Origin of the sequence: Streptomyces sp. SM11 (genome assembly GCF_002910905.1) — a bacterium.
Taxonomy (GTDB): Bacteria; Actinomycetota; Actinomycetes; order Streptomycetales; family Streptomycetaceae; genus Streptomyces.
Map to the genome: position 1 here is coordinate 1 of NZ_NEUE01000256.1, position 16316 is coordinate 16316.

Annotated in this window: 15 protein-coding genes; 8 read left to right on the top strand and 7 right to left on the bottom strand. The window is 71.9% G+C overall.

Features of this window, described 5'->3' with window-relative positions; translation table 11 throughout:
* From B9S58_RS27540 to B9S58_RS37605, 6 genes are all read right to left on the bottom strand, one after another.
* A partial coding sequence (locus tag B9S58_RS27540) for a TerD family protein (protein ID WP_146063571.1) occupies positions 1-596 on the bottom strand: 596 nt, incomplete at its 3' end.
* A 160-nt stretch (positions 597-756) separates the two neighbouring features.
* On the bottom strand, positions 757-2289 hold the full coding sequence (locus tag B9S58_RS27545) for a SulP family inorganic anion transporter (RefSeq protein ID WP_103534727.1): 1533 nt from the start codon (positions 2287-2289) through the stop codon (positions 757-759).
* An 83-nt stretch (positions 2290-2372) separates the two neighbouring features.
* Positions 2373-2972: a carbonic anhydrase gene (locus tag B9S58_RS27550; RefSeq protein WP_103534738.1), complete on the bottom strand. Its 600-nt coding sequence runs from the start codon at positions 2970-2972 to the stop codon at positions 2373-2375.
* A gap of 369 nt (positions 2973-3341) precedes the next feature.
* Complete coding sequence (locus tag B9S58_RS27555) at positions 3342-4001, bottom strand: response regulator transcription factor (protein ID WP_308457931.1); 660 nt, start codon at positions 3999-4001, stop codon at positions 3342-3344.
* Positions 3946-5430 carry a cell wall metabolism sensor histidine kinase WalK gene (locus B9S58_RS27560; RefSeq protein ID WP_103534728.1) on the bottom strand — a complete coding sequence of 495 codons (1485 nt, stop codon included), beginning with the start codon at positions 5428-5430 and terminating at the stop codon, positions 3946-3948. Before B9S58_RS27560 ends, B9S58_RS27555 begins: the two co-directional genes overlap by 56 nt.
* Positions 5430-5687 (bottom strand): hypothetical protein, encoded by a 258-nt coding sequence (locus B9S58_RS37605; RefSeq protein WP_146063572.1) that lies wholly within the window; start codon positions 5685-5687, stop codon positions 5430-5432. The genes B9S58_RS27560 and B9S58_RS37605 overlap by 1 nt, the downstream gene beginning before the upstream one ends.
* 666 nt (positions 5688-6353) lie before the next feature.
* Between B9S58_RS37605 and B9S58_RS38235 the strand changes: the two genes are divergently transcribed.
* The 8 genes from B9S58_RS38235 to B9S58_RS27600 all read left to right on the top strand — a co-directional run bounded on the left by B9S58_RS38235 (position 6354) and on the right by B9S58_RS27600 (position 14714).
* Entirely contained in the window at positions 6354-6509 is a 156-nt protein-coding gene (locus B9S58_RS38235; protein ID WP_181009485.1) for a hypothetical protein, read from the top strand.
* A 132-nt stretch (positions 6510-6641) separates the two neighbouring features.
* Positions 6642-7883 carry a hypothetical protein gene (locus B9S58_RS27570; RefSeq protein ID WP_103534730.1) on the top strand — a complete coding sequence of 414 codons (1242 nt, stop codon included), beginning with the start codon at positions 6642-6644 and terminating at the stop codon, positions 7881-7883.
* A 29-nt stretch (positions 7884-7912) separates the two neighbouring features.
* On the top strand, positions 7913-8428 hold the full coding sequence (locus B9S58_RS27575) for a hypothetical protein (RefSeq protein WP_103534731.1): 516 nt from the start codon (positions 7913-7915) through the stop codon (positions 8426-8428).
* 41 nt (positions 8429-8469) lie between these two features.
* Positions 8470-9924 (top strand): MFS transporter, encoded by a 1455-nt coding sequence (locus B9S58_RS27580; RefSeq protein WP_374935714.1) that lies wholly within the window; start codon positions 8470-8472, stop codon positions 9922-9924.
* A gap of 111 nt (positions 9925-10035) precedes the next feature.
* Positions 10036-10512: a DUF6643 family protein gene (locus B9S58_RS27585; RefSeq protein WP_103534733.1), complete on the top strand. Its 477-nt coding sequence runs from the start codon at positions 10036-10038 to the stop codon at positions 10510-10512.
* Between the two features lie 135 nt (positions 10513-10647).
* Entirely contained in the window at positions 10648-11475 is an 828-nt protein-coding gene (locus B9S58_RS27590; RefSeq protein ID WP_103534734.1) for an MOSC domain-containing protein, read from the top strand.
* A gap of 30 nt (positions 11476-11505) precedes the next feature.
* Entirely contained in the window at positions 11506-12099 is a 594-nt protein-coding gene (locus B9S58_RS27595) for a hypothetical protein (protein ID WP_103534735.1), read from the top strand.
* A gap of 167 nt (positions 12100-12266) precedes the next feature.
* Positions 12267-14714: a right-handed parallel beta-helix repeat-containing protein gene (locus B9S58_RS27600; RefSeq protein WP_103534736.1), complete on the top strand. Its 2448-nt coding sequence runs from the start codon at positions 12267-12269 to the stop codon at positions 14712-14714.
* Here the strand turns inward: B9S58_RS27600 and B9S58_RS27605 are convergent.
* The coding region (locus B9S58_RS27605; protein ID WP_103534737.1) for a hypothetical protein at positions 14681-16316 on the bottom strand (1636 nt) is incomplete at its 5' end. The genes B9S58_RS27600 and B9S58_RS27605 overlap by 34 nt on opposite strands.

Genomic DNA, 16316 nt, shown 5'->3' on the forward strand with positions numbered 1-16316 from the left:
GACGGGGCGGCAGGGGCCGCCGGGGCCTGCGGGACGGGCGGGGAGGGCTGGGCCTGCTGCGGTTCGTCCACGGAGATGCCGAAGTCCGTCGCCAGGCCTTCGAGGCCGGTGCTGTAGCCCTGCCCGACCGCGCGGAACTTCCAGGCGCCCTGACGCCGGTACAGCTCGCCGAGGATGAAGGCGGTCTCGACCGTGGCGTCGGTGCTGTCGAAACGGGCCAGCTCCGCGCCGCTCGCCGCGTCCGTGACCCGTACGGAGAGTCCGCTCACCCGGCCGAAGGTCCCGCCGTCCGCCGAGGCCGCGACGACGACGCGCTCGATCCCGGGCTCAACCTTGGCGAAGTCGACGAGGAGGGAGTCGGTGACGCGGTCGGCGGCGGTCTGCTTGCCCTCGTGCCGGACCGCGCCGGACGCGTGGACCGGCTGGTTGTAGAAGACGAAGTCCGCGTCGCTGCGGACCTTCCCCGCCACCAGCAGAAGCGCGGAGGCGTCGACGTCCGGGGCGCCCGGCGCGGTGTGCCACCCCACTGCGACGCGCACGGTGCCGGCCGGCACCGGAACGTTGGTTCCTTTTTGCATGGTCATGCTCGCCCCCATCACGAGTCCGGCTGCCCGCAGGCTTTCCCCCACAACTTAGACCCACCGGCGATCAGGGGGCCGCACCCGCCCGGAGACCGTCCCGGGGTTCCCTGGCAGCGGGACGATCCGGGCCGCCGCCCCTCGGGGTCGGCGGCCCGGATCGTCCCGGCGGCCTCCGCTAGCGGGACGCCGGGCCAGGGGGGCCTTCACCGTCCGGAGCGACGCCCGCGAGGGCGGCCTCGCGCGGTGTGCCGTCCGTCGCCGGTACGGGGTCGTGGACGGCGCTGTGTGTGCTCCAGGCCTCCAGGGCAGTGCGGCAGGCATGGTCCACGTGGCGCAGCCGCGTGAGGTCGAGCTCCACCGGCCGGTCCTTCGGCAGGGCCTCCAGGGTGTCGAGGATCAGGGGCAGGCGCAGGAAGGTGGCACTGCCGCTGAGGGCGACCGTGGTGCGGTCATGCTGCTCGTCGATGTCCAGGCGGACGGCCGAGGTCTCCCACGCCGTCTTGACCACGGCCATCCCGATGCCGAGCAGAACTCCCATGAACATGTCCGTGAGGATGATCGCCAGTGCGGTCACCACCAGGACCACGGCCTCGCCCCGGTGATCGCGCCAGAGCGGGCGGATGGTGGTGACGGGGATGAGCTTGGCGCCGGCGTGGACGAGGATCCCGGCGAGGGCGGCCACGGGGATCAGGCCGAGCACGGCGGGGAACAGGGCCGCGAACAGCAGCAGCCACACGCCGTGCAGGATCCGGGAGGCCTTGGTGCGGGCACCTCCCTGCACGTTGGCGGCGCTGCGCACGATGACGGCGGTCATGGGCAGCGCGCCGACGAGGCCGCAGATGGTGTTGCCCGTCCCCTGGGCGATGAGTTCCTTGTTGTAGTGGGTGCGCGGACCGTCGTGCATCCGGTCCACGGCGGCGGCGCTGAAGAGCGACTCGGCCGAGGCGATGAGCGTGAAGGCGAGGACGACGCCCAGGAGACTCAGGTCCGCCAGGAGACCGAAGTCGTCCAGGCCCGTCAGCCGCAGGGAGTCGATCAGGCCCCGGACCTCGATGGTGGCGACGGGCAGGTCGAACACCGCCACCGCGGCGGTGGCCAGCCCCACGGCCACCAGTGGCCCGGGGAGCATACCGGGCAGGCGCCCGGGAAGCCGCTTCCAGAGGATCAGTACGACGATGGTGCCGACGCCGATCGCGCAGGAGGAAGTCGCTGCGGCTCCCGTGATCCGCGAGAACAGGTCCGGCAGCCCGGTCAGGTTGTCGAGACCGCTGCCGGGGGCGCTGGACCCTGCCATGGCGTAGAGCTGGCTGCTGATCAGTACGAGACCGATGCCGGCGAGCATGCCGTGGACGACGGCGGTCGATATCGCACGGAACCACCGTCCGAAGCCGATGAGGCCCAGACCGACCTGGAGGAGTCCCGTGCTCAGGACGAGTACGCCGAGCGCCACGACGCCGTGGGTGGTGACGGCCTCGTACACCAGGACGGTGAGCCCGGCGGCCGGGCCGCTGACCTGGAGCGAACTGCCCGGCATCGAGCCGGCGACCAGTCCGCCGACGATGCCGGTGACCAGGCCCAGTTCGGCGGGGACACCGGAGGCGACCGCGATGCCCACGCACAGGGGAACGGCGACGAGGAACACCACGATCGAGGCGAGGACGTCACGGGACACGGTGTCCGGACGTAACCGGAGTAATGAGGACGACATGAGAGCTTCAGCTCCTAGGGGAGTGGGGGGGGAGACAGCAGATGGCGGCGGGGGCGGCCCGCGTGCTCACCGGCTTGTCGCTGTCACAGGGAGGAGAAGGTTCCGGTGGAGAGCCGGTGGGCCTGTACGGCGCCGGTGTGGACCTCGTAGTACCAGGCGTGCAGACCGAGCCGCCCCTCCCGCACGGCCCGGCTCACGCACGGGTAGTCGCGCAGTGTGTCCAGTTGCGCCACCGCATGGCGCTGTACGGGCTGTTCGCAGTCGGGGCCGAAGTCGTCGGGGTGCTGGAAGCCGCCCGTGGGGGCGCACCGGCCGAGCCAGCCGCGTACCGCCGGCAGGGTTCTCAGGTCCTCGCCCCGGGCCAGGGCTCCGACGGCGCCGCAGTGGGAGTGCCCGCAGAGGATGATGTCGGACACCTCCAGCACGCAGACGGCGTACTCGATCGTCGCCATCTCGCTCGTAGGCGTGTCCGGATCGTAGGGCGGGACGATGTTCCCTGCCGTGCGCATCTCGAACAGCTCGCCGGGCCCGGAGTCGGTCAGCAACGTGGGGACCACCCGGGAGTCGGAGCAGGTGATGAACATGGCGGAGGGCCGCTGACCGCCCTCGAAGCCCTGGAGATCACGGCCCGCTCCGCCGCAGCGGGAACGGAAGGTACGGGCGTGGTCGATGAGTCGTCGCACAGGGGTGTCCTCCATACGGAAGTGGCGTGTGGCTCGTCACGCGGGGCGGGCTCTCACCCCGCCCACAACCGGGCCTTCGTGGCCTACGGGTGGCCCGGGTACCACGGGGGATCAGGTGCGGGTGTTCGCGCCGCAGGAGCAGGCGGGTTCGCCTCCGTGCCCGCTGTCGGTGTGACGACGGCGCCCTGTTCCCTGGCGGGGCCGCTGCGACCGTCTGCGCCGCTCACTCACGGGCCTCGCGTCACCGATGACCCGTACGGAGGAGTCTCGGGGCGGGCGATGAGGTGGCGGTGAGACAGCGGTGAGACTGTTCTCATCGGGTACGGCGGTGTGCGTCCGCCGCCTGCCGAATGCCGCCCGCCCCGGACGTCAGGCCCGGAGCCGGTAGCCGACGCCCCGCACGGTCTGGACCCGTTCGGCGCCGATCTTGCGCCGCAGATAACGGATGTAGACGTCGACGATGTTCGAACCGGGGTCGTAGTCGAACCCCCATACCTGGCTGAGCAGTTGTTCTCGGGACAGCACCCGGTCGGGGTTGCGCATGAGGATCTCGGCGAGGGCGAACTCACGGGCCGACAGGTCGGTGACGCGCTCGCCCGCCTGGGCCCGGCGGGTGCGGAGGTCGAGGAGCAGATCGCCCACCCGCAGCAGGAAGTTCTCCGGCGGCTCCTCGCGGCGCAGGCGCAGCCGTACGCGTGCCAGCAGCTCGTCGAAGGCGAAGGGCTTGACCATGTAGTCGTCGGCGCCGCTCTCCAGGCCGGCCACGATGTCGCTGACGCTGTCGCGCGCGGTGAGGATGACGACGGGCAGGGTGATGCGCGCCTTCCGCAGCTTGCGCAGCACGGTCAGCCCGTCGTCGCCGGGCAGTCCGAGGTCGAGGATGAGAAGGTCGAAGTCCCTGCCGCGGGCGTGCTCGTAGGCGGCGACGCCGTCGGAGACGACCCGGGTGACGTACCCGCTGCGGCGCAGCCCCTTATCGACGAATGCGGCGATTCTTGCCTCGTCCTCGGCTATCAGGATCCTGCTCACCATGGGTTCCATCCGTTGTGGGGTGCAGTGCGGGAAGGTCGATGACGAATCTCGCGCCGCCCCCGGGGGCCTCCTCGACGCGCGCGGTCCCGTCGTGGGCCTGGGCGATCTCGCGGACCAGGGCGAGCCCGAGCCCGATGCCGGGGGCGGCCCGGCCGGGGACCGCGGTACCACCCTGGTAGAAGCACTGGAAGATCCGCTCGCGGTCCTCCGGGGCGACGCCGGGACCGGTGTCCGCCACCCACAGCAGCACCCGGCCGCGCCACAGGCGGGACCCGATCTCGATGGTGTCCCCTTCACCGGTGTGGCTGACCGCGTTGGCCGCGAGCTGCATCAGGGCCTGGGTGATCCGCTGCTCGTCCAGATGCACGCTGACGTCGGCTACCTCGGCCACCGTCCAGTGCCTGCGTCCCAGCGCCTGGGCCTTGGCTGCCGCGTCGACCACCAGATCGGTCAGACCGGCCTGGCCGAGGGTGAGGAAGTCGGGGCGCTCGGCCCGGGCCAGGAGCAGCAGGTCGTCCACGATCCGCCGCATCCGGTCCAGTTCGTCGAAGAGCAGGGCGCGGGTCTGACGGCGCTGGCTGTCGGGGTCCTCGTCCATCAGCTCCAGATGTCCGCGCAGGACCGTGATGGGGGTCCGCAGTTCGTGCGCCACCTCGTCCAGGAACTGGCGTTGCGCCGTGAAGGCGCCCGACAGGCGGTCGAGCATGTGGTTGAACGTCTCGGCCAGAGCCGCCACGTCGTCGCTGCCCCGCACCGGCAGCCGCTGGGTCAGGTCGGTCTCGCTGATCCGCTCGGCCGTCTGCCGGACCAGCCGGATCGGAGCCAGGACCCGGCCTGCGACCAGCCAGCTCGCCAGCCCCGCGACCACCAGGGCGGAGCAGCCCGAGATCAGCAGCAGGCGTGCCATGTGGAGCTCCTGCCGCAGTTCCCGGTCCCGGAAGGCCACCAGGACGAGCCGGGAGTCGGTGTGGTCGCCCGCCACCTGTACCGGGACGACCCCGTAGCGGACCTTGCCGGCCGGGGAGTCCAGCCACCGGATGCGGGTGTCGGCCGTCCGCGCCATCAGGGCCACAACCTCCGGGTCCCGGTCCAGACGGGCCGGGACCGGGCCAGGGCTGCGCCGGTCCGCCTCTCCGTTCACGACGCTGAAGAAGGCGGCGTTGTGCTCGGGACGGTGGACCGCCATGAACGCCGTCAGCAGCGAGGCGCCCGTGGTGAAGCGCTCACCAGTTTGCGGGTCGCGCGGGGTGCGCGCGAACGCGCGTAGCTTGTCGGCCTCGGACAGGAGTTCCGCGTCGACCTGCCGGTCCAGCTCCGCCTGCCAGATGATCGTGATCCCGAAGGTGGGTACGGCCAGGGCCGCGCTGAGTAGCAGGAGCATCCAGCCGACGATCCGCGACCGTGCGCTGGGCGAGCGCCTGAGCATCAGTCGTCCCACTCGTCGTCCGCACCCCCCCGATGGCCGCGCGAGGTTTCCTCGTCGTCCTCGTCGTCGTCCTCGTCCTCGTCGTCGTCTTCGTCGTCCTCGTCGTCCTCGTCCCCGTCCGTGTCGCCCCGGGGAGCCCTTGAGGCCTTGCCCTCGTCCCCGGGGACCTCTGACGCTCCCTTGCCCCCGGTACCCCCCTGGCCGTTCCCGGAGGCGTCCTTCCCGTCGTCGGCCTCGGGCGGCAGGGAGGGCCGCACGACACGGCCGCCCGCGTGGGGGCAGGACAGGCCGGGCGAAGCCGCGTCAGTGCAGGACGGGCCGGGCGAAGCGGGGGGCCGTGTCACGGCGGAGGGACCGGGGCCGGGGCCGGGTGGGAAAGTGGCCGACGCCATCGGGCCCTGTAGCACGGGCACGACCAGCACGGGCCCCATGGAGGGCGGCACATTCTGCCCGGGCCACAACCAGACGACCAGTAACACCAGTGTCCCTGCTCCACATCCTGCTAATACGGACCCCACCCCACGCCACAGCATCTGACCATTCTGCCTTCGTACGGGCCCCGGAACGGACATGAGGAGAGCATTCTCATGATCGGAGGCTGCCGCCGTGTCCGTCGTCCCGACGGCACCTGTCCGGCGGACGGTCCCTCGCTGCCACCGCACCCCGGCCCCCCTTCGAGCTGGGGCTCCGCGAATGACACGGCGGAGCGCGCGAGCCGTGCCGGGCGACGGCGCCGACGCGACGTCCACGGAGCGGAATCGCGCCAGATCCGTCCCGCCGGGGGCTGCTTCCCATAGTTCGACATTGCTGTTCATTGACATTTACTCGACCGCACTTTTACATTCAGCGGGCGGTCGACGAGATACCCACTCATCGTCGGCCCAGCACAGGGAGTACCTTCCGCACTATCATCGGAGGACCTCATGGAACACCTGATCAAGAAGATGGCCCAGGACAGCGTCTGGCAGAATTGGCTCGCCGCCAACTCGGCCCAGCAGGCCGCGAAGAACGGCTGCATCAGCGCCGCACCCAAGAACGGCTGCATCAGCGCGGCACCGAAGGCCGGCTGTATCTCCTGATCGGCCGCAGGGGCGCCCGGGAAAAGCTCTGTGAGAGTTCTCTCCCCCACCGCAGTGCGTTTCCGGGCGCCCCGGACCCGACTCCCTCGTAGCCCATATTTCTTCAGCTATGCGAAACATGAGAAGGAATTAATGAAGGGGCAGCCGACCAGCGATGTCATCGAGCATATTCGCGACATACCGATCTATCAGGAGTCCCTGGCGAAGGGCCACTTCCCCCTGCTCGACAAGCCGGAGATCGCCCGCGGGTTCCCCGACAACTGGATGACGCCCCGGCTGGCGGCGGCGCTGGAGACCGGTGAGGCGGAGTTCGTCCTGTCCACCGGCACCAACCACGCCCGGATGCAGATCATCCGGCCGCCCTACTTCCTGCTCCACTCCTACTACGAGCTGTGGCAGAACCACCCCGACATCGCCGGGACATGGGAGTCGGGCTGCCGCCGTGTCTCCCTGACCACGGTGCTCGCGACGGAGCACGTGGCGCGGGTCAACGCCGCCCGACGCGGCGTGGAGCTCACGGGGGCCCCCGCCCTGGCCGACCGCTGGCTCGACGCGCGCACCTGCTACCTCAACCTCCGGCTGGACCCGGCACGTTGGGTCCGCAAGGACGTACTGCGGATGCTCCGCGAGATCGACCTGGCGCGGAGCACGCACCCCCAGGGCCGGTACCACCTCGACTGCTCCGGCTACCACTTGGCGCACCTGGTGCGGAAGGCCGAGGCCTTCGGCCTGCTGGACGCGTTCCCCGCGCCGGCCAGCATCGTCCACGCCTATGAGTACACGCCGACGAACGTCCGGCGCTTCCTGCGCCGGCGCTTCGCCTGCCCGGTCATCGATCTGTTCGGCAGCACGGAACTGGGCTACCTCTACTACAGCGACCGAGAGGGCCGGTACTGGCCGCACCTCGACAGGATGAGCGTCGAACTCCTGCCGGTGGCCCCCGGAAGCACGATCCACCAGCTCATCGTCACCAGTGTGCGCAATCCCTACATGCCGCTCGTCCGCTACCGGTCGGGCGATTGTGTGCGCACTCTGGACGGCACTCCGGACCCCGCGGCGATCATCCAGTTCTGCGGCCGGCAGAAGGAATTGCTGAACACACCGAACGGCCCGGTCGCCCAGGGCGACCTCGACCGGCATATCGCGGACGCTTCCCCCCGGATCTTCCTGCATCAACTCCACCTCCACGGTGACACCGAAGCCACTCTGCTCTACACGACGTTCACCGACGAGCCCGTCGGCGCCACGGAAGCGACGGCGCTGCGGCAGGGCATCGGCGAACTGACCGGACGTCAATGCCGGATCGAGCACCGCACCCATATTCCGGTCGGACGCTCCGGCAAGTACGCCTGGCTCGCCACCCACAGCACCTGACGGCCCGCCCCCTCGGAAAACGGAGTGCCATGACCAGCGGACAGACACTCTCGGCCGACGACCTGAAGTGCCTCCTCGGGGACACGCTGCACACCGAGGTGTTGCGGTACTTCAGTGACAAGGCACCGGACACACCACAGGACTTCGTGGAGCGTCAGATCACCGAATGCCTGCGGTACCTCTACCTCGTCTCCCGGTACCGGGAGAGGCTCAGCGGTCTTTTCCTGCCGGTGGAACAGGACATCGACGAGATATGGCACTACCTCATCCTGCAGACCCGTGAATACCGCGAGCTGTGCGAAGAACGACTTCCCGGGCGGTTCTTCATCAACCACCGCAGCATCGCGTACGAGGACTATCAGGAGGAGCCGGGGCGCGAGCAGGCATTGGAAGAGGCATTGCGCTGGATCCCCCTGTACTGCCGGGAATTCGGGCCGTTCGACGAAGGCGCGCTGCCGCACTGGACCATGGTGCGGTTCCTCCACGGGCAGATGGGGATCTCGCTCACGGACATCGCGGACCTGAAACCCGTGGCCGCTGCCTGAGCAGAACGCTCTTCGCCCGCATGACGATCGGAAGCACCCCCTTGTCGACTCGCACCAGACATCCGGTTGCCCTGGGTGAGGTTCCGGAACAGCGGCGCATTCTGACCGTGCTGGTACTGGCCCAGATAATCAGCGGCGCCGGGCTCACGGCGGGGATAACCGTCGGGGCCCTGCTCGCCGAGGAGATGCTCGGCAGCACCGGCCTCGCGGGCGTCCCGAGCGCGCTCTTCACCGCCGGGGCCGCACTCGGCGCGCTCGGCATCGGCCGGCTCTGCGCCCGCCGGGGCCGTCGCCCCGGACTCGCACTGGGCTACGCGTTCGGAGCGCTCGGCAGCATTGGTGTGGTGGCGGCCGCCGTCACCGGAAGCGTCACACTGCTCCTCCCGGCCCTCCTGGTGTACGGGATCGGTACCGCGAGCGGCCTCATGGCGCGCTACGCGGGCGCGGACCTGGCCTCCCCCGCCCGGCGCGGACGGGCCGTGAGCACGGTCCTCTTCGCCACCACGCTGGGTGCGGTGACCGGGCCCCTGCTGGTGACGCCGGCCGGCGAGGTCGCGCACGCCTGGGGCGTTCCGCGGCTCGCCGGACCCTTCCTGCTGGCGGCGGCGGCGTTCGCCGCCACCGCGGTCCTGCTCGCATGCCTGCTCCGGCCCGATCCGCTCCGGCTCGCCCTGGCACTGGCCGCCCAGGCACGGGCCGCCCGGGCGGCCGGCGCCCCGGACGAAGGCGCGGACAGCGGCGACCGGGATGACGCGGGTCCGGACGGGGCCCGCCTCGGTGGGCCGGCGTTCGCCGGGCGTCACGAGGTCGCCGTCGGCGCCACCGTGATGGTCCTGACCCAGGTCGTGATGATCGCGATCATGACGATGACGCCGGTGCACATGCTGGCACACGGCCATACCGCCCAGGCCGCGGGGCTCGTGATCTCCCTGCACGTCGGAGCGATGTTCCTGCCCTCCCCGCTCACCGGGCTGCTCGTCGACCGGATCGGCAGACGGTGGGTCGCCTGCGCGTCCGGACCGCTGCTGCTGGCGGCGGGGGCGCTCGCCGCCCTGTCACCGGCGAGCTCGGTGCCCGCGCTCGGCACCGCTCTCGTACTCCTCGGTCTGGGCTGGAACTTCGGGCTGATCAGCGGCACCGCGATCGTCACCGACGCCCTGCCCCCGGACCGGCGCGCCACGACGCAGGGGCTGGTGGACGTGGGCCTCGCGGCCGCCGGGGCAGCCGGGAGCCTGGCGTCGGGTCTGGTCGTCGCACGGGACGGCTATCCGGCACTGGCCCTCATGGGCGGGCTGGCCGCCCTGCTGGTCCTGCCGGTGAGCCGGGGCCGGGCCTTTCACGTCCTCGGACGATCTTCGCTTCGACAAGCCGTGCGCATCGCGCTTTGGGTCAATCCCTATTCGCTTCCCACCCGGGTGCGTCGACGCCGTTCCCGTTCACCGTCGGGAGCACGGCCCGAAGCCGTCACCCACCAGCGGAAAGGCCCCTGCCGTTAACGAAGGCTTTAACGATGTTCCGGCGGGCCGGGCACACAGAACCAACGTAAAACGGATAGCCCAAAGATTGGGGCTCCCCATACAGCACATCGTGGGCTTAACTTAGGTGGCATGACGTCCCCCCGCTCCACCTTCGGCGGCGGCTACTACGCCGCGTCGTTCCCCGACACTCCGATCTACGACTCCTTGGTCGCGGAGCGGGGAACCCCGCAGATCGCCCCCATCCGTGTGCCGGCCGCCTACGACACCGGCAACAGCTACCTGCCGTCCGCGCTGCCGGCACTGCCCGCGGCCCCGTCGCAGCAGACCGGCTCGTACGGCTACCCTCAGCAGCAGCCGATGCCGCACTACCAGCAGGCTCCGGCGCAGCCCGCGCCGATGCAGCCCGCCCAGTTGCAGCACGCGCCCGCGCCGTACATCCCGCAGCAGCCCTCGGCGGTCCGCGGCTATCCGCAGCAGCCACAGCCGCAGCGCCCCACGGCCGCCACCGGATACGAGTCGATGCGTCCGGCCTCGCCGCGGCCCGCGCCGGCGCAGTCGCCGTACGAAGACCCGTACAACCGGCCGTACCAGAGCCGGGGGTACTGAACCGCGACTCCGTACGGCGAGGTGCGCCGGGGGACGCACCGGGCATCCGCCCGCACCCAGAGCACACGGGTGCACGGCTGACGCCCCGGAGAAGACCACGCGTACGGAGTCCGGGGGTGCTGGCAGGATGGGCGCATGAGTTTTCCCGTGCTCCGGTCCGCCCACGTCTATCCGGTCAAGTCGCTCGCCGCACGCGCACGCGACACGGTCGCCGTCGAGCCATGGGGACTCGACGGCGACCGCCGCTGGATGCTGGTCGACAAGGCGTCCAGGGTCGTCACGCAGCGTCAGCAGCCGTCCATGGCGCGGATCGCGGCCGAGCCGCTGCCGGGCGGCGGCGTACTCCTGTCCGCGCCGGGCCGTCCGCCGCAGCGGGTCGAGGCGCCGGAACCCGGGCGGATGCTCGACGTGGAGCTGCACCGGGACACCGTGGTGGTGGTGGAGGGGCCGGACGACGCGCATGACTGGCTGAGCGCGGTCCTCGGCACGGAGGTCCGGCTCGTACATCTCGACGACCCGTCGCACCGCAGGCCCGTCGACCCGCTCTTCGCCCGGCCGGGGGACATGGTCTCCTTCGCCGACGGCTACCCGCTGCTGGTGACCACCACGCCCTCGCTCGACGCGCTCAACGACCTGATCGCCGCGGGCGACCGGCCCGAGGAGGGCCCGCTGCCGATGGACCGCTTCCGGCCCAACGTGGTGATCGGGGGGACCGAGGCCTGGGCGGAGGACGGCTGGCGACGGATCGCCATCGGCGAGGTCGCCTTCACGGTGGCCAAACCCTGCGGCCGCTGCGTGATCACGACGACCGACCAGCACACCGCCGAGCGGGGCAGGGAACCGCTGCTCACGCTGGCCCGCCACCGCCGGTTCGGCAAACAGTTGGTCTTCGGCCAGAATCTGATCCCCGAAGGGACGGGAGTGATCCGGGTCGGGGATCCCGTGCGGATCCTGGATCGATGAAGTCGACGAGGAGGGGGAGGAGGCACGGGCGTGTGGGTCCTGTGGGGACTGCTGCGCGGGCGGGGCAATCCGCTGCACCGTGCCACCGACCGCCGCGAGGCCTGGGTGGCGCTCGGAGCGCTGCTGCTCCTCGTGGTCGGCGCCCCGGCCGCGGGCTGGGCGGGCGGGGCGGTCGCCGACGCATCACTCCAGCGGTCGGTGCGCGCCCAGCACGAGGAGCGCCACCCCGTCGACGCGATCGTGGTGGGCCGACTGCCGGGACGGAAGCTGTACGCCGGTGATCCCGAGGGCGGCTCCGAACGGGCCGCGCGCACCTGGCAGGCCCCGGACGGCAGTCCGCGCACCGGAGAGGTGGCCACCGCGTCGCGGCCCGGCACCCCGGGAGCCCGGGTGCGGATCTGGACGGACGCGGCGGGGCATCCGGTTCCGCCGCCGATGGACGGGCGCACCGCCCGGACCCACGCGGTGCTGGGCGGCATCGGCACGTTCCTGCTCGCCGCCGGAGGTATCGAGGCGGGCCGCCGGCTGACCGTGGGGCGCATGGTGCGGCAGCGGTACGCGCGTCTGGACCGGGAGTGGGCCGCGGCGGGACCGGACTGGGGCAGGGCCGGAACCGACGGCTGACCACGGTCTCCCCCGGCCGAGGACGGCGCCCGGCAACATCGCACCGAGAGGCCGACTCGTCAACTCCCGCCCCTCGCGCGCGCTACGGTGGTCCGACCCCGTCCGCCTCCCCGGCGGCGGGCGGACCCGAGGCATCGCACAGCACGAGGTGGGGGCAGAGCAACTCCATGGCACAGGGCACGGTCCAGGTGACGCACACCGGCACATCGCGATGGCGCCGCCGCACGGGCGAGTACGCCTCCCTCTCCGCGGCCCTGGAGGCGGCAGCCGACGGCGACGTCCTCACCGTCGCGCCCGGGACCTACCGGGAGAACCTCGTCGTCCACCGCGCGGTGACGCTGCGCGGCCCCGAGGGCTCGGTCGGTTCCGTGCGGATCGCGCCGGTCGACGGCGTACCGCTGACCGTGCGCGCCGCCGCGGTCATCCAGGACCTCCATGTCGAGGGCCAGGACTCGGCGGCCCCGGCGCTGCTGGTCGAGGACGGCGCGGCGGAGCTGACGGACCTGCGGATCGTGACGCGGTCCGCCGCGGGCATCGAGGTGCGCGGCGCGGCCCGGCCCACCGTGCGGCGCTGCACGGTCGACAATCCGGCCGGGGTCGGCATCGCCGTGCTGGACGGTGCGGGCGGCGTGTTCGAGGAGTGCGAGGTCGTCTCGGCCGGCCAGTCCGGGGTCTCGGTCCGCGACGGCGGGCATCCGCGTCTGGACCGCTGCCGAATCCATCACGCGTCCGGAGCGGGCATCGGCGTCGCCGGCGAGGGCAGCGGTCTGGAGGCCTTCGGCTGCGAGGTGTACGAGATCAAGGGAAGCGGCATCCAGGTCACCGCCCGCGCCTCGGCCCACCTGACCGACTGCACGGTGCACCGCACCTCGGCGGACGGCGTCACGCTGGACACCGACGCGGTCCTGACGCTCGCCGACTGCGACATCCACGACATTCCGGAGAACGCCGTCGACCTGCGGTCGCGTTCAGTGCTCACGCTGACTCGCTCCACGGTCCGCCGTTTCGGCCGCAACGGGCTCTCGGTCTGGGATCCGGGGACCCGGGTCGACGCCAACCAGTGCGAGATCCACGACAGTACGGGCGACTACCCGGCGGTCTGGGTCAGCGACGGCGCGACGGTGATACTGGACGCCTGCCGGGTGCACGACGTGCCCGACGCGCTGTTCGTCCTCGACCGGGGTTCGCGCGCCGACGTGGTGGACAGCGACCTCTCCCAGATCCGTAACACCGCCGTCTCCGTGAGCGACGGGGCGACCGCCCAGCTGGACGACTGCCGGATCCGGGAGGCGTCCACGGGCGCCTGGTTCCGCGACCACGGCAGCGGCGGCACGCTGAACAACTGCACCATCGACGCGGCGCAGACCGGGGTCATCGTCACCAAGGGCGCGGACCCCACGATCGAGCGCTGCACGGTCACCTCGCCCGCCGAGGCGGGGTTCTACGTCTCGGCCGAGGGCCGGGGCACCTTCGACAGCTGCCGGGTGACGGGCAGCGAGGGCTATGGCTTCCATGTCATGGACGGCTGCCGCACCACGCTCACCCGCTGCCGTACCGAGCGGTGTGCCCGGGGCGGTTACGAGTTCCCCGAGGGCGTCGGCCTGTCGGGCGACGGCGGCGCTTCCGCGGCCGGCCCGGTGGCCGAGGGCTGCACGAGCGACGAGAGCGGTCTGCGTACGGCTTCGGCTCCGGCGCCCGCGGTGCTGACGGAAACCCGGTCGACGCCCGGTCTGCTGGGCGCGCTGCCGGGCCAGCGTGCGGTCGAGCCCGCTCCGGATCCGGTCCCCGCGGCGGAACCGGCCCGGGACTCCTCAGCGGTCCTCGGTGAACTGGACGCGCTGGTGGGCCTGGACAGCGTCAAGCGCGAGGTGCGGGCGCTGACCGACATGATCGAGGTGGGCCGCCGCCGTCAGGAGGCCGGGCTCAAGGCCGCGTCCGTCCGCCGCCACCTCGTCTTCACCGGCTCCCCCGGTACGGGCAAGACCACGGTCGCCCGGCTGTACGGGGAGATCCTGGCCTCGCTCGGGGTGCTGGAGCGCGGCCATCTGGTCGAGGTGTCCCGGGTGGACCTGGTCGGCGAGCACATCGGCTCGACGGCGATCCGGACCCAGGAGGCGTTCGACCGGGCGCGTGGCGGGGTGCTGTTCGTCGACGAGGCGTACGCCCTCTCCCCCGAGGACTCCGGCCGGGACTTCGGGCGGGAGGCCATCGACACGCTGGTCAAGCTCATGGAGGACCACCGGGACGCGGTGGTCGTGATCGTCGCGGGTTACACCCATGAGATGGAGCGGTTCCTCACCGTCAACCCCGGGGTGGCCTCGCGGTTCTCCCGGACCATCACCTTCAGCGACTACCTGCCCGAGGAGCTGCTGCGGATCGTCGAGCAGCAGGCCGAGGAGCATGAGTACAGCCTGGCGGAGGGCACCGGGGAGGCGCTCCTGAAGTACTTCACCGCGCTCCCCAAGGGCCCCGCCTTCGGCAACGGCCGCACCGCCCGCCAGACCTTCGAGTCAATGGTGGAGCGGCACGCGGGCCGGGTCGCCCAGCTCGCCGAGACGAGCACGGACGACCTGACCCTGCTCTATCCGGAGGACCTCCCCGAACTGTCCCTCTGAGTCCGTGCCTCCGCCTGCCGGGGCACCAGCGGGCCCAGTTCGTCGAGGAGGGCGGCGCGCTCCTCGGCGAAGACCGGGTCGGCCCGGTAGTCGGAGTGCCCGAGGATCGGTTCGGGCAGCGGGAGCTTCGTGGTCCGCCCGTAGGCCAGGGGGTCTTTCAAGGGGCCCCGGTCCACCCCCGGGTCGCGGTCGGCGCTGATGCGGACGGGGCCGCCGATCGGGTCGGTGGCCCGCCACAGATTGCGCCAGCAGTGCACCGACCGGTGCAGCCCGAGCAGCGGATCGGGACCGAAGTAGGCCGGGAACCACCGCCCGTACAGCCGCTCCAGGGGTGAGCCGTAGGTGAGCAGCGCGACCCGGCGACGCGTCGCGTCGGGCAGCTGCCAGACGGCGGACGCGGCGAGGACGCTGCCCTGCGAGTGGCCCGAGATGACGAGTCGGCCCCGGGGCGTGGTCGTCGTCCAGGCGGACATCCGGGAGGCGAGGTCGGGGACGGCGCGTTCGGCGTAGCACGGGGGCGCGAAGGGGTGGGCTGCGCGCGGCCAGAAGGTGCCCACGTCCCAGAGGATGCCGATGGTGCGGCGGGCCGAGGCGTCCTTGTAGGCGCGGCGGCCGCAGGCGACGAACAGGACGAAGCCGAATCCGATGAGCCAGGAGCCGGTCGCCTGGGCGGCCTCGGCGAACGATTCGAGGAGGTCCCCGCTCCCGTCGGCGGCCCGGCCCGGGACCTCCTCGCTGCGCCAGGAGCCGGTTATCGCGCCCGCTCCGAGCAGCAGGGTGGCGGCGGAGACCACGCCGACGATCCAGGGCGCGGAGTCGGTGAGGACGGCGGTCGCGCGGATCCGGGCGATGTGGCGGGTACGGCCCTCGTCGGGCGGTTCGGGGGCGTACTCCGCCTCGATGACCGGGCCCAGGCGGCGGGCGGTGCGTGTGGTGCGGACGAGCAGCACCAGGACCGGGACGAGCAGGAGCAGCAGGAGCACGGGAATGATGGAGGCCTGCCAGCTGAGCAGGACCGGCGGCCCGGTCATGTCGGTGCCGTGGCCCATGCCCGGAGTCCCCGGCCCGTCGAGCCAGTCGGCGACGCGCTGGGCCACCCCGCCGGTCATCACGCCGCCGAGGGCGCAGGCGAGCATCGCGACCGCGGGGCCGCCGAGTCCGAACAGGATGGTGCGGGGTTCGGGGGTGCGCCGGTGGAGGCCCCGGGCGACCACGGCGAGGACGACGACGAGGAGGCCCTGGCCGAGGGCGAGGAGCCGGAAGGTGGCCTCGCCGGGCAGGCTGCCGGAGGACTGCCAGTCCGGGCGCGACCAGGACGTGTACAGGACGGCGAGAGCGAGCAGAGCGAGCGCGGAGCCGGGCAGCCAGGTGATGAGGGCGGCGTCCAGCCGGGTGTCGCGGGTCTGTTCGCTGCGGCCCCGGCGGCAGACGACCCAGACGACGACGAGTGCGCACAGGACGATGCCTCCCTCGACGGCCGCGCCGATGAGCCGGGGCACCGGGCCGTCGGTACTCCGGTCGTGTCGTGCGGCGGCGCCGGCGACGGCCGCGGCGACGGTCAGGAACCCGGCCGCCGTGTGGGCGGCGCGGAGCCGGGCGACG